Source organism: Microbulbifer mixtoriginis (SeqCode), from assembly GCF_052466765.1.
Genome location: NZ_CP174289.1, coordinates 3670551 through 3686067, shown reverse-complemented (window position 1 = coordinate 3686067; position 15517 = coordinate 3670551). Strand labels below are relative to the sequence as shown.

At 51.8% G+C, this 15517-nt stretch carries 15 protein-coding genes; 7 read left to right on the top strand and 8 right to left on the bottom strand.

Going from position 1 to position 15517, the window contains the following annotated elements; genetic code table 11:
• Positions 1–66: 66 nt before the first annotated feature.
• The 5 genes from rng to ACJJIV_RS16045 all read right to left on the bottom strand — a co-directional run bounded on the left by rng (position 67) and on the right by ACJJIV_RS16045 (position 4731).
• Complete coding sequence (rng, locus tag ACJJIV_RS16065) at positions 67–1554, bottom strand: ribonuclease G (protein ID WP_444886974.1); 1488 nt, start codon at positions 1552–1554, stop codon at positions 67–69.
• Positions 1551–2162: a Maf family protein gene (locus tag ACJJIV_RS16060; RefSeq protein ID WP_444889617.1), complete on the bottom strand. Its 612-nt coding sequence runs from the start codon at positions 2160–2162 to the stop codon at positions 1551–1553. Before ACJJIV_RS16060 ends, rng begins: the two co-directional genes overlap by 4 nt.
• 96 nt (positions 2163–2258) lie before the next feature.
• Positions 2259–2738, bottom strand: a complete 480-nt coding sequence (gene mreD / locus ACJJIV_RS16055) for a rod shape-determining protein MreD (protein ID WP_252083011.1) — start codon at positions 2736–2738, stop codon at positions 2259–2261.
• Positions 2725–3567 (bottom strand): rod shape-determining protein MreC, encoded by an 843-nt coding sequence (mreC, locus tag ACJJIV_RS16050; protein ID WP_444884021.1) that lies wholly within the window; start codon positions 3565–3567, stop codon positions 2725–2727. The genes mreD and mreC overlap by 14 nt, the downstream gene beginning before the upstream one ends.
• A 129-nt stretch (positions 3568–3696) precedes the next feature.
• Positions 3697–4731, bottom strand: a complete 1035-nt coding sequence (locus tag ACJJIV_RS16045) for a rod shape-determining protein (protein ID WP_020412569.1) — start codon at positions 4729–4731, stop codon at positions 3697–3699.
• Between the two features lie 355 nt (positions 4732–5086).
• Between ACJJIV_RS16045 and gatC the strand changes: the two genes are divergently transcribed.
• The 6 genes from gatC (at position 5087) to ACJJIV_RS16015 (ending at position 10836) form a co-directional block, all read left to right on the top strand.
• Positions 5087–5374, top strand: coding sequence for an Asp-tRNA(Asn)/Glu-tRNA(Gln) amidotransferase subunit GatC (gatC, locus tag ACJJIV_RS16040; protein ID WP_444889616.1), 288 nt, complete (start codon positions 5087–5089; stop codon positions 5372–5374).
• Between the two features lie 71 nt (positions 5375–5445).
• Positions 5446–6891 carry an Asp-tRNA(Asn)/Glu-tRNA(Gln) amidotransferase subunit GatA gene (gene gatA, locus ACJJIV_RS16035; protein WP_444889615.1) on the top strand — a complete coding sequence of 482 codons (1446 nt, stop codon included), beginning with the start codon at positions 5446–5448 and terminating at the stop codon, positions 6889–6891.
• An 11-nt stretch (positions 6892–6902) separates the two neighbouring features.
• Entirely contained in the window at positions 6903–8354 is a 1452-nt protein-coding gene (gatB, locus tag ACJJIV_RS16030) for an Asp-tRNA(Asn)/Glu-tRNA(Gln) amidotransferase subunit GatB (protein ID WP_444889614.1), read from the top strand.
• Positions 8355–8418: 64 nt separating this feature from the next.
• A complete protein-coding gene (locus ACJJIV_RS16025; protein ID WP_444884018.1) occupies positions 8419–8718 on the top strand; it encodes a PA4642 family protein in 300 nt (99 codons plus the stop codon).
• A gap of 32 nt (positions 8719–8750) precedes the next feature.
• Complete coding sequence (cysZ, locus tag ACJJIV_RS16020) at positions 8751–9584, top strand: sulfate transporter CysZ (RefSeq protein WP_252083017.1); 834 nt, start codon at positions 8751–8753, stop codon at positions 9582–9584.
• A 148-nt stretch (positions 9585–9732) separates the two neighbouring features.
• Positions 9733–10836, top strand: coding sequence for a glycosyltransferase family 4 protein (locus tag ACJJIV_RS16015; RefSeq protein WP_444889613.1), 1104 nt, complete (start codon positions 9733–9735; stop codon positions 10834–10836).
• A gap of 37 nt (positions 10837–10873) precedes the next feature.
• Here ACJJIV_RS16015 and ACJJIV_RS16010 read toward each other — a convergent pair whose 3' ends face one another.
• The 3 genes from ACJJIV_RS16010 to ACJJIV_RS16000 all read right to left on the bottom strand — a co-directional run bounded on the left by ACJJIV_RS16010 (position 10874) and on the right by ACJJIV_RS16000 (position 14469).
• Entirely contained in the window at positions 10874–12004 is a 1131-nt protein-coding gene (locus ACJJIV_RS16010) for a hypothetical protein (protein WP_444889612.1), read from the bottom strand.
• Between the two features lie 265 nt (positions 12005–12269).
• Positions 12270–13802, bottom strand: a complete 1533-nt coding sequence (rhlB, locus tag ACJJIV_RS16005; RefSeq protein ID WP_444889611.1) for an ATP-dependent RNA helicase RhlB — start codon at positions 13800–13802, stop codon at positions 12270–12272.
• Between the two features lie 49 nt (positions 13803–13851).
• Entirely contained in the window at positions 13852–14469 is a 618-nt protein-coding gene (locus tag ACJJIV_RS16000) for an HvfX family Cu-binding RiPP maturation protein (RefSeq protein WP_252083021.1), read from the bottom strand.
• 126 nt (positions 14470–14595) lie between these two features.
• Here ACJJIV_RS16000 and ACJJIV_RS15995 point away from each other — a divergent pair, with 126 nt between their 5' ends.
• Positions 14596–15309 carry an alpha/beta fold hydrolase gene (locus ACJJIV_RS15995; RefSeq protein WP_252083022.1) on the top strand — a complete coding sequence of 238 codons (714 nt, stop codon included), beginning with the start codon at positions 14596–14598 and terminating at the stop codon, positions 15307–15309.
• Positions 15310–15517: the final 208 nt, after the last annotated feature.

Below are 15517 nucleotides of genomic sequence, written 5' to 3'. Positions count from 1 at the left end.
TCCACGGTGCTGTCGTAGGCATCGCAACGACCAGCATCGAAAAACTGCGAGGAGGCTAATAATGATTTACACAAGAACAATGTCGTACTGCTCCTGGTTGTAAATGGGCTCTACTTGGAACTGTATGGGCCTGCGAATAAATTCCTCCAGATCGGCGACATTCGCCGACTCTTCATCCAGCAGCAGATCGATTACCACCTGACTGGCCAAAACCATGATTTTTTCACTATCGTAGGCGCGCGCCTCACGGATAATTTCCCGGAAGATCTCAAAGCAAACTGTTTCCGCACTCTTTAAGGTGCCGCGCCCCTCGCACACAGGGCAGGGCTCGCACAGGATTTGCCCTAGAGATTCCCGCGTACGTTTGCGGGTCATCTCTACCAAACCGAGTTCGGAAACCCCGGTAATACTCGACTTAGCGTGATCCCGCTCGAGGGCCTTCTCCAGGGTGCGCAATACCTGACGTTGGTGCTCAGGATCTTTCATATCGATAAAATCGATAATGATGATTCCCCCGAGGTTGCGCAGGCGCAGCTGGCGGGCGATTGCCGTTGCCGCCTCCAAATTCGTCTTGAAGATAGTCTCTTCCAGGTTGCGGTGACCTACAAATGCGCCAGTATTGACGTCAATAGTACTCATCGCCTCGGTTTGCTCGACAATTAAATACCCCCCGGACTTTAGCGTCACCTTATGCTGTAGGGCGCGGCGGATTTCCTCCTCAACCCCATACAGGTCAAACAGAGGACGCTCACCGGGATAGTGCTCGAGTCGTCCAGCTATTTCTGGTGCGTACTTGCCTGCAAATTCTGCCGCGCGACCGTGCGCCTCGCGGGAGTCTATACGAATCTTCTCGGTATAAGGGCGCGCAAGATCACGTAGGGCACGCATAAATAGCGGCAAATCCTCGTAAATTACGGAGGGCACTACCCGCTCCTTGATGCGCTGCTCCAACTCCCCCCAAAGTTTGTAAAGAAAGGGGATATCCCGTAACAACTCCTCCTCGCTAACACCCTCAGCCACGGTGCGTAAAATAAAGCCTCCATCAGCGGAAAGGCCATCTTCGGCGAGACGTGACGAGGCGGCCTCCACCAGCTTACGCAAGCGCTCGCGCTCGCCCTCATCCTCGATGCGATTGGAGATCCCGATATGACGGGTTTGCGGCATATAGACGAGATAGCGGGCAGATACTGACAAGTGGGTGGTCAGTCTCGCGCCTTTACTGCTAATAGGATCTTTTACTACCTGAACGACCAGGGGCTGCCCCTCCCGCACAAGAGCGCGAATATCTGCAACTTCAGCATCCCTGGATTCCATCCCATCATCATCCAGGGGGGCGATATCAGAGGCATGGATAAACCCGGCGCGCTCCAGGCCAATATCCACAAAAGCCGCCTGCATCCCCGGCAATACCCGAATCACCTTGCCCTTATAGATATTGCCAACAATGCCCCGACGCGCACTGCGCTCCAGGTAGACCTCCTGTAGCACACCATTTTCTACCAGTGCCACTCGGGTCTCTGTTGGGGCAACATTGATCAGCAATTCTTCACTCAAGACTTGGCCTCCTGCCAGTAAGAAATCCCGGCCTGTTCCAGCATCGGAACTAACGCCTCCAAGGGCAGGCCAACCACATTGCTATAACTGCCGCTGATAGACTCCACTAACGCGGCTCCCATTCCCTGAATACCGTATCCTCCAGCTTTATCGGCGGGCTCACCGGTGTGCCAGTAGTCTTGAATACTCTGGACTGATAATTGGCGAAAGCGCACCCGGGTTTCCACCAGACAGCTGAATTGCCTGTGCTGACTGCGAAGACAAATCGCAGTCAGCACAGAATGCTCTCTACCCGATAGGGCCGACATCATGGACTCAAAGTCAGTAAAATCCCGCGGTTTCTCCAGGAGACGCTCACCACAAAGTACGACTGTATCGGCCCCCAGGGCCCAGAGCCCGGCCTGTTCTGGTGTCGCCAATAACCCGGCCACAGATTTTTCCTGCGCCAAGCGCTGAATATATTCTTGGGGAGTCTCTGAAGCTTCTTTCTGCTCAGGCACCGAGGACGGGCATTGGGAAAACACAACGCCTATTTGCTCCAGCAATTCGGCTCGACGTGGCGACCCCGAAGCAAGAAGAAGACGATTCGAAGAGGTGATATTTGTCACTGTACTACATATTCCCTGTGGGCCAGCGGCTGATTATAGCGATACTGATCGAAAAATGATCAGAATTTTACATTGATTTACAGACTGACGAGACGCTCAACGAACCTGCAGCCGACTGCAGAGGCGATGCAATAGCGGAGCAACCCAAGGCCATAGCAGGGCCGTGGTGAGTGCCGGCCATAAGAAAGTCAGGCCGGGAACGGTTTTTCCCTCCAAACCATGTACCCAGTTACCCACAACCTGGTGGATACCCACCAAAACGAACACCCATAGAAGCTGCTGAGCTGGATTAAAGGCCCTGGTACGCTGGTAGGTTAACAGGCTGAAATAGGCCAAAACTGCCAGAGCCAATGCATGGGTACCGAGACTGGCTCCGCTGATCAGATCTTCCAGGATACCCACCAGCCAGGCAAAACCAACGCCCAAGGCCTGAGGCATACGGGTAACCCAGAAAATAACCAATAGCGCAGGAAACGCGGGGCGGAACCACAGCCACTGCTGTGGTAAGGGCATAACCACAAGTAACATCGAGAGAAAAAGCGTGAGCGTGATAAACCAGCGATTATTCGCTTGCAAGGCCCTGCCCCCCACTCCCGATTACCGCCAAAACAAAGCGGCTGCGACTCATACGCCCGCGCGGGAGCACTTCCGCCTCGGCAAATGGTTGACCCGGGTCTCGGGAGATAGACATAACCTCGCCCACTGGGTAGCCTGCGGGAAAACGTCCACCAAGACCGGAACTGAGTAGCAGATCACCCTCGCGGATATCGCTGGTATTCGCAAGATGCCTGAGCTTGAGGCGATAGAGATCACCGGTGCCCTCAACGACGGCACGCATACTGTTGCGTAACACTTGGACAGGAATTGCGTGGCTGGAATCAGTGATCAGGAGAATCCGGCTGAACGCATCCCCAGCCTCAATCACCTGCCCGAGCAAACCACTCGCATCCATCACCGGTGTGCCCACATCAATACCATGATCGCGCCCTTTATCGATCAACAGCACATGCTCAAGGGGGTCCGGTGAGACACCGATAACCTGGGCCACCAGCACCCGGTCATCAACCATTTCTGCCGAATTCATCAGCTCCTTCAAACGCGTATTTTCCGCCTTGACCGCAGCCAATAATTGGCTGCGCTGCTCCAACAGCAATACTTGACGCTTGAGACGGTCATTTTCTTCAAGCAGCTCCTCGCGAGAGCGAAACTGCTCACCAGCCCAATCGCCAACACGCTCTGGAGCACCAGTGATCCAGTAAAGAGGCGCTGTAACACCAGAAAGACGCTCGCGAGTAGACTGGAACCAATTGGTGTAGTGGTCTGCAACAATCAAGGCGATTGCTAGCGGCACCAATAATAGAAGGCGGAACTCAGGGGAGGGGCCGCGGGTAAAAAGCGGTTTCAAGGGCAGCCACCTTTGTACAGGTCAATGATTATTGATCTCACAATATATCGGATGTCACTGAAACGTGAAACTAACCGCCGGCAGGGCTACCTCACTAATTGTTAGGAAAACCCGCCAGCTTCAATTCACTCAGTTGGACATCAGGTACAAACGGCTGCGATCCAACATATCCAGGGCCTTGCCGCCACCGCGGGCAACACAGGTAAGGGGGTCATCAGCAACGATCACTGGCAGACCTGACTCTTCCATCAGTAGGCGATCCAGGTCCCGCAGCAAGGCTCCACCGCCGGTCAATACCATGCCGCGCTCAGCGATATCCGAAGCCAGCTCGGGGGGAGATTGCTCAAGGGCACTTTTCACCGCTTGTACAATACCAGTTAGCGGCTCTTGTAAGGCCTCAAGAATTTCATCGGAATTCAGGGTAAAACTACGGGGCACCCCTTCCGCCAAGTTGCGGCCGCGTACATCGATCTCACGAACTTCACTGCCCGCGTAGGCACAGCCTATTTCTTCTTTAATACGCTCAGCAGTGGCATCACCGATTACGCTGCCGTAGTTGCGGCGTACATAGTTAACGATGGCTTCATCAAAGCGGTCGCCACCGATACGCACAGAGTCGGAGTAGACCACGCCATTGAGGGAGATAATAGCAATCTCAGTCGTACCACCACCGATATCCACCACCATTGAACCGCTGGCCTCCTCCACGTTCAGGCCAGCTCCAATCGCCGCCGCCATCGGCTCTTCGATCAGGGATACTTCGCGGGCACCGGCACCCAAAGCAGATTCGCGAATTGCACGACGCTCCACCTCGGTGGACTGACAGGGTACGCATACCAGCACACGGGGGCTTGGGCGCATCCAGCTGTTTTCATGCACTTTCTTGATAAAGTGCTGCAACATTTTTTCAGTCACTTGGAAATCGGCAATCACCCCGTCCTTCAGTGGGCGAATCGCTGTGATATTACCGGGGGTGCGGCCGAGCATACGTTTGGCTTCCACTCCAACTGCCTCAACGATTTTCTGGCCATTGTAGTGACGGATTGCGACGACAGAGGGCTCGTCGAGTACTACGCCGCGATCGCGAACGTAAATCAGCGTATTGGCGGTTCCCAGGTCAATGGAGAGGTCACTGGAGAACATGCCCCGCAAACGTTTAAACATGGAATTCAATTACCTTGTACTAATTGTCAGCCCCCAGATCGGGCACTGCGGGCGCGGCTTATTTTATGGATACAAATCCTAGTTAGTCCGCGCAAATAATTCTGAGTTCCGAGCCGCATTTCGAATCGGAATTTACGCAATACGCCGGAGTCTCTGAGCGCCCGGCAGGATTGGGCAAACTCTAACAACGGCACCGGTTCAGGGCAAGGCTGAAGCCCGGCTAATCGATTGCAGATTTCCCCCTACAGCTGAGCCGGTGAGAATAGCGGCCTATTGTGCTAAATTTGCCGGCCCTGCCCCGTCCTTATACGGAGCAACCCAGATTCGCAACTGAAGCCGGAGGAGCTCTATTGCCATGGCTGTGGATACGCAAACCGTAGAGAAGCTGGCGGAACTCGCTCGCATCGCCATATCCGAAGAAACCATTGAGGAAGTCAGCGGCCGCCTCGGCGATATTCTTCAACTGGTGGACCAGTTACAGGCCGTCAACACCGATAGGGTCGCACCCATGGCGCACCCACTTGATGAAGTGCAGACCCTGCGAGCCGACAAAGTAACAGAAACTGACCAGCACCAGAGTTTCCTAAACTTGGCCCCCCAATCTGAAGAAGGGCTTTATCTAGTCCCCAAAGTCATCGACTGAACAGGCCCCCAGGCAAGCACCCAATTATTCGATTTCGCCCTGAGCCCGCCCAAAGCCTTTAAGGGAATAACATGCACCAGCTTACTATCGCCGAGATGATCCGCGGCCTGCAGAGCAAGGCATTCTCCAGTATGGAGTTAACTCGCCATCTACTTGCACGAATTCAACAACTAGACAGCAGCTATAACAGCTTTATTACCGTAACCGAAGAACTCGCCATATCGCAGGCCGAAGCCGCCGATCAACGTATTGCCAAAGGCGAAGCACCCACCCTGTGCGGAGTGCCAGTTGCTCATAAAGACATCATCTGCACCAATGGCATACGCACCAGTTGTGCTTCAAAGATGTTGGACAATTTTATTCCGCCTTACGATGCCACCATAGTGGAAAACCTCAACGGCGCCGGCACCGTAACTCTGGGCAAAACCAATATGGATGAGTTCGCCATGGGCTCCTCCAACGAAAGCAGCTATTACGGCCCAGTAAAAAACCCCTGGAATACCCGTTGTGTACCGGGCGGCTCATCCGGAGGTTCCGCTGCAGCAGTAGCGGCGCTGCTAGTACCTGGAGCCACGGCCACAGATACCGGCGGCTCCATTCGACAACCCGCCGCGTTGACCAATACCACCGGCCTTAAACCTACATACGGCCGTGTATCCCGCTGGGGTATTGTCGCCTATGCTTCCAGCTTAGATCAGGCAGGCCCTATTGCGCGCAATGCTGAGGATGCCGCTTATCTGTTGTCTGCTTTGGTCAGCCACGACCCAAAAGATTCCACCAGCCTGAACCGTCCGCATGAAGACTTCACTGAAGGGCTGAGCAACTCTATCGTCGGCCTCAAAATCGGAGTCCCTAAAGAATACTTTGGGGAAGGCTTGAATGCTGAAACAGCCGCCCGCGTACAAGATGCCCTTAAGGAGTTTGAAAAACTCGGGGCCGAGCTGGTGGATATCAGTCTGCCACATACTGAGTTGGCTATTCCGGCTTACTACGTCATAGCCCCAGCCGAGGCCTCCGCCAACCTATCCCGCTTCGACGGGGTGCGCTATGGCCATCGCTGTGAAAACCCCAAAGATTTACGAGATTTATATATGCGCTCCCGCGGTGAGGGCTTTGGCGAAGAAGTCCAGCGCCGCATTCTAGTTGGCTCCTACGCGCTATCCGCTGGCTATTACGATGCTTATTACAACAAGGCCCAGCAGGTGCGCCGACTGATCAAGCAGGATTTTGTACAGGCCTTTGAAAAAGTCGATGTCATTATGGGGCCTACCACACCCTCCCCTGCGTTTGAGCTGGGAGCCAAGGGGGCTGATCCGGTAGCCATGTACCTGGAAGATATCTATACCATCGCCACCAATTTGGCGGGCCTACCAGGCATGTCTATCCCCTGTGGATTGGTAAACAATTTGCCTGTAGGACTTCAGATTACCGGTAACTATCTGGACGAATCCCGCATGCTCAATGTTGCGCATCAATACCAACAGGTTACCGACTGGCACCAAGCCAGCGCCGTATAAGGAGATCTATCGTGGAATGGGAAATCGTTATCGGGCTGGAAATTCACGTGCAGTTATCCACCCAATCCAAACTTTTTTCTGGCGCTAGTACCCGTTTCGGTGCGGCACCGAATAGCCAGGCCTGCGCCGTAGACTTGGCCATGCCCGGTACCCTGCCTGTCCCTAATGAGGAAGCCTTTCGTTACGCGGTTATGTTTGGCCTAGCGATGAATGCGGATATTGGTAAACGCTCTGTTTTTGAGCGTAAAAACTATTTTTACCCAGATCTCCCCAAAGGCTACCAGACAACCCAGTTGGAGCAACCTATCGTTGGGGCTGGCGAAGTTGAAATTCATCTAGAGGATGGCAGTAGTAAAAAAGTACGCTTGCACCACGCCCACCTAGAAGAAGATGCGGGCAAATCCTTGCATGAAGACTTCCACGGCATGTCTGGAATCGATTTAAACCGCGCGGGCACACCTCTGATAGAAATTGTCTCAGAGCCCGATATGCGCAGCGCCGCCGAAGCGGTTGCCTACCTGAAAAAAATCCACAGTATCGTCACCTATTTGGGTATCTCCGATGGAGATATGTCTCAAGGCTCCCTCCGCTGTGATGCCAACGTCTCTGTGCGATTAAAGGGAGAGGAAAAGCTGGGCACTCGCACCGAGCTTAAAAACATCAACTCCTTCCGCTTTGTTGAGCGAGCTATCAAAGTTGAAGCCGAGCGTCAGATCGATATTCTCGAAGATGGTGGCAGCATAGTGCAGGAAACCCGACTGTACGACGCGGATAAAAATGAAACCCGCTCCATGCGCAGTAAAGAGGTTGCCAATGACTATCGCTATTTTCCCTGCCCAGACCTACTACCCGTAGTGCTCACCGATAACTATGTCGAGCAACTGCGTGAACTACTTCCTGAGCTGCCCGATGCCAAAGCCGAGCGCTTCCAGTCAGAGTACAGCTTATCTGCCTACGACGCTGACCAACTCACTCAGGAGCGCGCCAGCGCCGACTACTTTGAAACAGTATGTAAATCCTGCGGGGAACCCAAACTGACCGCTAACTGGATTACCGGTGAGTTAGCCGCACTGCTGAACCGTCAGGAAATCTCTATACAGGAATCCCCGGTTAGCGCCCAGCAACTCGCCGGGTTAATCATGCGTATCAAAGACAACACCATCTCCAGCAAGATTGCCAAACAGGTTTTTGAAGCTATAGCACAGGGAGAGGGTAGTGCGGATGAAGTTATCGAAAAGCGTGGTCTCAAGCAGGTATCTGATACCGGCGCCATAGAAAAGATGGTAGAGGCAGTTATTGCTGCCAGCAGCGCACAAGTAGATAACTACTGCAAAGCCGACGAATCCAAGCGGCCCAAGATGATGGGCTATTTTGTCGGCCAAATCATGAAAGCCTCGAAGGGCCAGGCGAATCCACAGATGATCAACAAGATCCTCAAGGATAAGCTCGACGCTCTCCTTTAAACCTTTTTAACCTGCGGCCAGGTTCAACCTACCTGGCTTTTTTCACAGAACTAAGGAAAAGATTTTGAGCCTAAAAAAAGACAAACAAAAAGTCCTCGGTGAAGTATTTGACGAGGAGCGAATTGCCGGCTTCCTGGTGGGAGAAGCACCAAAAAATACCAACCGGGATTTCCATTTGCTTGAGCGCGCCTACCGCAGTATGAAAGCGGAGAGTTTTGCCACTTTTGTACAACTATTTCTCGCCGAAGGTCACGACCTCAACAGTATGGATCCGGATGGAAAAACCTTATTAACCCGCATCAGTGAACACCGCCAGAGCAACGAGTACATAGAAATACTAAAAGCCGCCGGTGCTAAACACTGATTGGCCGCCGCGCACCTGCGAGAGGTAACTTTATGACTTCAAATCCAGTCCATGGTATTGACGCGCTAATGCGCGGCGCCCGCCTATTAACCAAGCGTGAACTACGCCCCTTTATCCTGGTCCCCCTGCTGATCAACCTAGTGTTATTTATCGTGATCAGCGGCATCATGATTACCCAGCTCGGTGGTCTCAGTGAGTTTATCAGCAGTCTGCTGTCACACACCCCAGTGGACACTACCAATATGTCCTGGTGGGAAGCCGTGATGGCCAAAGGTGCCGCCTGGACCGCCAGCGTTTTTCGTTGGCTCGCCTGGATCATTGCAATTCTGGTGTTGTTTTTATTTTTCCTCGCCTATGGCTATTTGTTTGGGATAATCACCAATATTATTGCGGCTCCTTTTAATGGCCTCCTGGCCGAGAAAGTTGAAGAACTTCTCACCGGTAAAGCACCTCCTGCTGAACCAATGATACAGATGGTATGGCGCACACTGGGACGGGAACTGCGCAAGTTAGGTTATTTTATTTTCTGGGGAGTGATCATTTTTCTGATATCCACAGTAACCAGCTGGACCATAATTATCCCTGCCGTATTAGCTGCAGTTTGGGGTGCCTGGTGTATGGCAATACAGTATGTTGACTACCCTCTCGATAACCACCAGCGTCCTTTTGACGAACTAAAGAGCGTACTACGCAGGCGCAAACTAACCAGCCTCGCCTTTGGTGGAAGCGTAATGCTGGCCAAGATGGTGCCCATTTTGAATATCTTCGTAATGCCTGCGGCAGTGGCAGGGGGTACCGCACTCTGGGTAGAGCGACTGCGCAGGGAGGGAGATCCTGGCACAAACTCTCACCAATACCCAGCCTAGATAGAAACAAGGTAATTGTCTGTCTCTTGATCTCTAGATGAATGTTTCTTTGACTCCAGTGAGTGGCAGAATGAGTCTGCTTCTCACTAAAAATGCATCACACTGGCTAGGCAGTTACTCACCCACCTAATTATTAGTACAAGCGTTAATGAATATTTTAATGATTACCAATGAATTCCCACCCTCCATCGGTGGGGTTCAGACTCATGTGCTCGAACTCTCTAGAGCGCTTGCCAAGCTTAATCACTCAGTACACGTACTGACCAGAAAGCCTTATGAGAACACTCCCGAAACTGACTGTTTTGACGATGTAACTGTTGAGCGCCTGAAGTTGCCAGACAGTCACCTACTCTACGACTGGCTATTACGCAGAAAAATTCGCCAACAAGTACGTGAACGTAAAGTTGACATTGTGCATGTGCACGGCATGCGTCCTTTAAATGCCTGCAAGGGGCTAGATGTTCCCGTTATTTTCACCAATCACACCTCTTCATTTGTCAAAAGAGCACAAAAAGGGAAGAAAGCGCTCAAGAAGATGCGCAAACAATTGGATATTACTTCTAGCATACTTGCTGTCAGTGAAACCCTTATTGCCAACACTAGAGAAACGGGTTACCAAAAACCGATAAGCTTTACCTGTAATGGTGTAGATACTTCTGTATTTCATCCGGGAGAATCCTCTCTCAGAGAACAATTATCGATTCCAGAAAGTGCTTATGTTATTGCTATCGGCTGCCGACTCGAACGGGTAAAAGGTGTGCGTTTTTTAGCTGCGGCAGTTGCAGCGATTGATGACCCCCAACTGTATCTGGTTGTTGCTGGCGAGGGTAAAGAGTCAGCAGAAATTAAAGAGTTACTAAAAGATAAAATAAGCTCAAGACACGCACACTTTCTCGGTAATGTCAGCAACAAGGAGATGTCAAACATTTACCGCGCCGCAAACGCCTCTTCGCTACCTTCTTTTATGGAGGGAATGAGTATCGCCGGCCTGGAGGCAATGGCCTCGGAACTCCCCCTGATAGCCTCAAATGTTGGCGGCACGCCTTATATTGTCAACGATGGCATTACAGGCATTTTGACAAGGCCTGGCTCTGTGGAAGATCTACAAGGAGCCATTAAGCAACTAATGAATGACCGAAATTTGAGTAATCGCATGGGGAATGCCGCACTTGCCGTGGTACAAGAGAAATTCAGCTGGGAGAAAGTTGCCAACCAAGTACTCTCTCACTACAAACAGTTGACTCGCAAATAGAAAACCAGCTGGTATAAGAAAGCACTTTTAGTAGAAATCAGCTGCGAAGAGACCACAACCGGGGCACATCAACTGGCTTATCCTTAATTACGGGGGACAAGCATCTCATAATTCCTTCTAGCTCACGTAATAACAATGGGTTTTCGAGGTACTCTCCCATCAGGCTTTGCAGAGACTCTCTTAACAGAGCATCGCGCAACTGTTGGGGATGCCTCACACCGGCAGATAGAATCTGCGGTAACCAAGAGGATAAATCCTGCAGGGTTAAATAGTCATTTCCCTCTTCGGGATATCCAGAAAAATCATCACTAAATGCCAAACCCGAAGAATGTTTGAGGAAATGACTGTTAAGCGATTTATTACAGCACTCAAATCGTCTAAAGAAGCGCTCTGCCTCAACTTTTGCAGGGAAAGGCTCTGAAACTTCCAACCTCATCATCGGCTTGATTTTTTTAATCTCCGACTTAGAAACGCCAAGCTCTATTAGCTTATTAGTTAACAGAAATTCCTTTCGACCGACTCCCTCATTCACACGAACAGATGGGATGCAAAAATTCACTCCAAGCAATGAGCAAAAATCACTAACCACATCGCCTTCACGCAAGAACTCAGCAGAGAAATCCCGCACATTCAGGGCAGTTCCCCCAAAAACTGCAGCCCATATTTTTAACTTTGAAAAATAGTCAAAATACATCATTAAGTCAGTATTGAGATGTGGGAAAGCACCTTCGCAATGCCCAAATAACAAGCTGGAGGGGCTGACATCAGGTGCTGCCGCCCGTGCAGCCTGCCTTTTAAATGAGAATGCCTGTAAATCCTGCCGTCGCAAATAAACAACGACTTGGCAGCGGTCAAAAAATCTTCGACACTCCTTGTAGAGACTGTCAATATCTTCAAACGTATGCAGAAAACAAAGGTGCTCCGCAGACACAACGACATTATCACCGCGACTTGATGCCAGTAAGTCACTAAGCCGCCGGTTCAGACGATAGGACATTCGACCATTTTTTTTCTGGAAATCGACAGTACGAGAGGAACTCCCCTTTTTCCCCAAGGAAAGAAACTCTATACCTTTTGAACTTAATAGTTTGGTGGATTGTTTTAGAGCAAGCTGCAGTGCACTGGAGCCAGTTTTATGAAAACCGATATGAAGGAAGAGAGTTCGCATTCGAATACTTTTTGATTTTACATAGGTAAAAAAACATCCGAATGCAAGGCTGCGTCAAACATCTGAACAAATGAGGCAGCCCACGGAGTGAAAATCCCAACAACAGGAAAAATCTATACCAGTGTAGTTCAAGGATAGAAAAGGGAGGTCAGAAGAGGGAAAAAGGCAAAAACTGATGCACTCATTACTTATTGAGTAGATAAGGTATGTTTCCAATTACTAGAAACGCCAATAGGCCTTTAGCGGCCTATTAGCTTAAATGGAGTCAATGGCGAGAACGCCCCCGGCCACCACCGCGACGGTTACCGTGCCCTCCACGATGGTCCCTATCACCACCACTGCGACGCACTTCGACTCTCGGGGGTTCCTGTAGTAGCTCTTCGGGTGGGACTTCACATTTGAGCTTCTGTCCCAGTAACTGCTCGATCGGCTCCAGACGCATAGCATCATCTTCACAGGCAAAGCTGATCGATGTTCCAGTCTTGCCAGCACGACCGGTGCGGCCGATGCGATGAACGTAATCCTCAGGCTCTTCAGGAAGCGTGAAGTTCACCACATGACTAATGCCATCGATATGGATACCGCGCCCGGCGACATCCGTGGCTACCAACACCTTGGTTTTACCCGACTTGAAGTCGTCGAGAGTGCGTACACGCTTGTTCTGTGCCACTTCGCCGGAGAGTAGACCGGCGGAAATGCCGTGGGCGAGCAGGTGTTCATGCAAGCGGCGACACTGGTCGCGGCGGTTGGCAAAGACAATCAGGCTGTCCACCTCATCTCGCTGCAAAATATTGTAGAGGAGTGCGTACTTCTCCTCACTAGCGGCCAGATAGACATGCTGCTCGACGGAATCGGTAGCAACCCGTTCAGGTTCAATTTCTACCACTACCGGCTCTTCGGTCCATTGCTCCACTAAGTCATCGACTTCGGGGGTGAAGGTGGCAGAGAAAAACATGGTTTGGCGATGAGTCTTGCGAGGTGTCTGGCGTACAATCCTACGAACCTGGGGAATAAAGCCCATATCCAGCATGCGGTCGGCCTCGTCGATCACCAGCACTTCCACTTGATCCAGGAAGCAATCGCGGTTGCCGACAAAATCCAACAGGCGCCCCGGTGTCGCCACTAGAATATCCACTAATCGCTCATTCAGATTGCGCTGTTGCTTATCGTAATCCATCCCCCCCACCAGGGTATGGATTTCCAAGTCGGTGTATTTGCACAACGCCTTGGCATCATCGGCGATCTGCATTACCAACTCGCGAGTGGGAGCGATGATCAGGGCGCGGGCTTCACCGGCGTAGCGCTCACCATCAAAGGGATGACGCAACAGATCATCAATGACCGTAATTAGGAAAGCTGCGGTCTTGCCAGTGCCTGTCTGGGCCTTGCCCACCAAGTCGTGGCCATTCAGGGTGTGAGGTAGAGAATGGCCCTGGATTGGCGAGCAGTACTGGAAACCCAGGTCGTGAATACCGCGCATTAGCTCCGGCGGCAGGCCCAGGTCATGGAAGCGGACCTTGCCCTCGTGCTCTGGAACCTTGAAATCACCCAAGGACCAGGGCGTTGCCGAGGCCTCCGCCTTAGGAGAGCGAGAACGCTGACGTCCCCTCTGGGAACTTTTGCCGCCGCTCCGGCGCGAACCTCCCTCGCTCTGGCCAGACTTCCCCTCGGCTTTTTGGCCCCCACGAGGCTTTTTAGAGGGATTCTGGCCACTTTTACGCTGCTGGGAGTGCTCGTCTCCCTGGCGGGGAGTCTTCTCCTCAGAGGAGGAGGAACGGCGGAACAACTTTCCTATCAAGTGAAATACTCGCTCAAATGTTCAAATAATCGGCGAGTATACCACCACTCTAGGTGGATTCTCGCCCACTACAGTGGCGGCACAGCCAATAATCAATACTAAAGAAGCGCCCCGCCCCACTACATAACAGTGCCAACAACATAATGAAGTAGGTCGCAGAAAACTCTATGCCGTTCTTCAGAACAGTAAAACTACCCTTCTCGGATAACCACTCATAGTTGCCGTGCTCTTTTAGGAGTTCTATAGCCTTCTCTTTGCGAGTGATGGCTTCATCAATCAGGTCCTCGCGCCACTCCCAAGGAGCAACCAGAGTTTTATCAGGCAGGGCTGACCACCCATTCTCCCAGTGTGCGGTAAACGCCGCCACCGCCATCACAAACATTAAGGGGATCGCCACCAACCTAGTGGCAAACCCCAGTAGGATGGCAATACCACCAAAAAACTCCGTCAATGCCGCTGCCCAAGCCATAAACAGTGGTGCCGGCAGGCCAAGACCCCAGTCGGGGTTACCAAACCAAGCGGCCACACTATTGATATCCCCCATTTTATTGAGGCCCGCCAAAATAAAAATCGGCGCCAAATAAATCCGTAGTGCCAGAGGCCCGAGCCAGTCGATTTTCTGCACCCAATGCACAAAGCAGCCATACCAACGACCCAGGGTATTCATAACAGAACCATCCTTTTCACTCTCTTTTCAGTATATGTGTTCACTTTAGTCGAGCGGCCCAGGCATCTCTTACACTGCCTCCAACTAAGCTTGTTCTTCCGAATCGCGGAATGGAGTAAATGCATAGTGAATACCTACGTACTGGTTCATGGCCTATTTCTCGGGGGATGGTGCTGGGGCCCCGTAGCCAGGCTGCTGACTGCCAACGGACACCGGGTATTCACCCCCACCCAGACAGGCCTGGGAGAGAGACATCATTTACTTTCACCCACAATAGGTATGGATACCTTTATCCAAGACCTGGTGAACGTAATCGAATTTGAGGAATTAAACCGGGTGATTTTAGTGGGGCACAGCTTTGGGGGCATGGCGGCCGCCGGCACCGCTGACGCACTTCCCGAGCGCATTCGCCATCTCGTTTACCTGGATGGTGCCATTCCCAATCCCGATCACGCTTTTGCCGAACAACTACCGCAAGATATCCTCACACAACGCCTGGCAGAGGCAAAAGAAATTCACGGCACCCGCTGTTTTTTACCGATAGATCCGGCGCAAATGGGGATTAAGAAGCAGGATGTTCAAAATTGGCTGCGCCGGCGTATGACCCCTCACCCCGTGAAAACTTATTTGGATCCCATCCAAATGAGACTCCCACCCGAGCAAGGACCGAGCTGTACTTTTATTCGCTGCACCAAGCCCTACTACCCCCCAGCCAATGTAAGCGGTGAGCGCGCGCAAAAGATTCCCGGCTGGCACTACCGAGAAGTTGCCGTCAGCCACGGTTGTATCTTTCTCACACCGCACAAAGTCGCCAGATTATTGCAGGAAATTCCTCTGTAGCCGCTGGGAGAAAACATGATTTAGCCGTAGAATATTCCGCCTTTATGGCGACGGGAAATTCTTGCTGTCAGCTCCCATCCAGCTCCCCCGCTCTGCTTTAAAGATCATTTGGCACAACCGACTGCCTCAATAACATTTTCTGCCCAGCCCCGGCTGAACTTGGCTGATATACCAAAATCATCGACAGGCTCTGCCTTAATAAACTTGG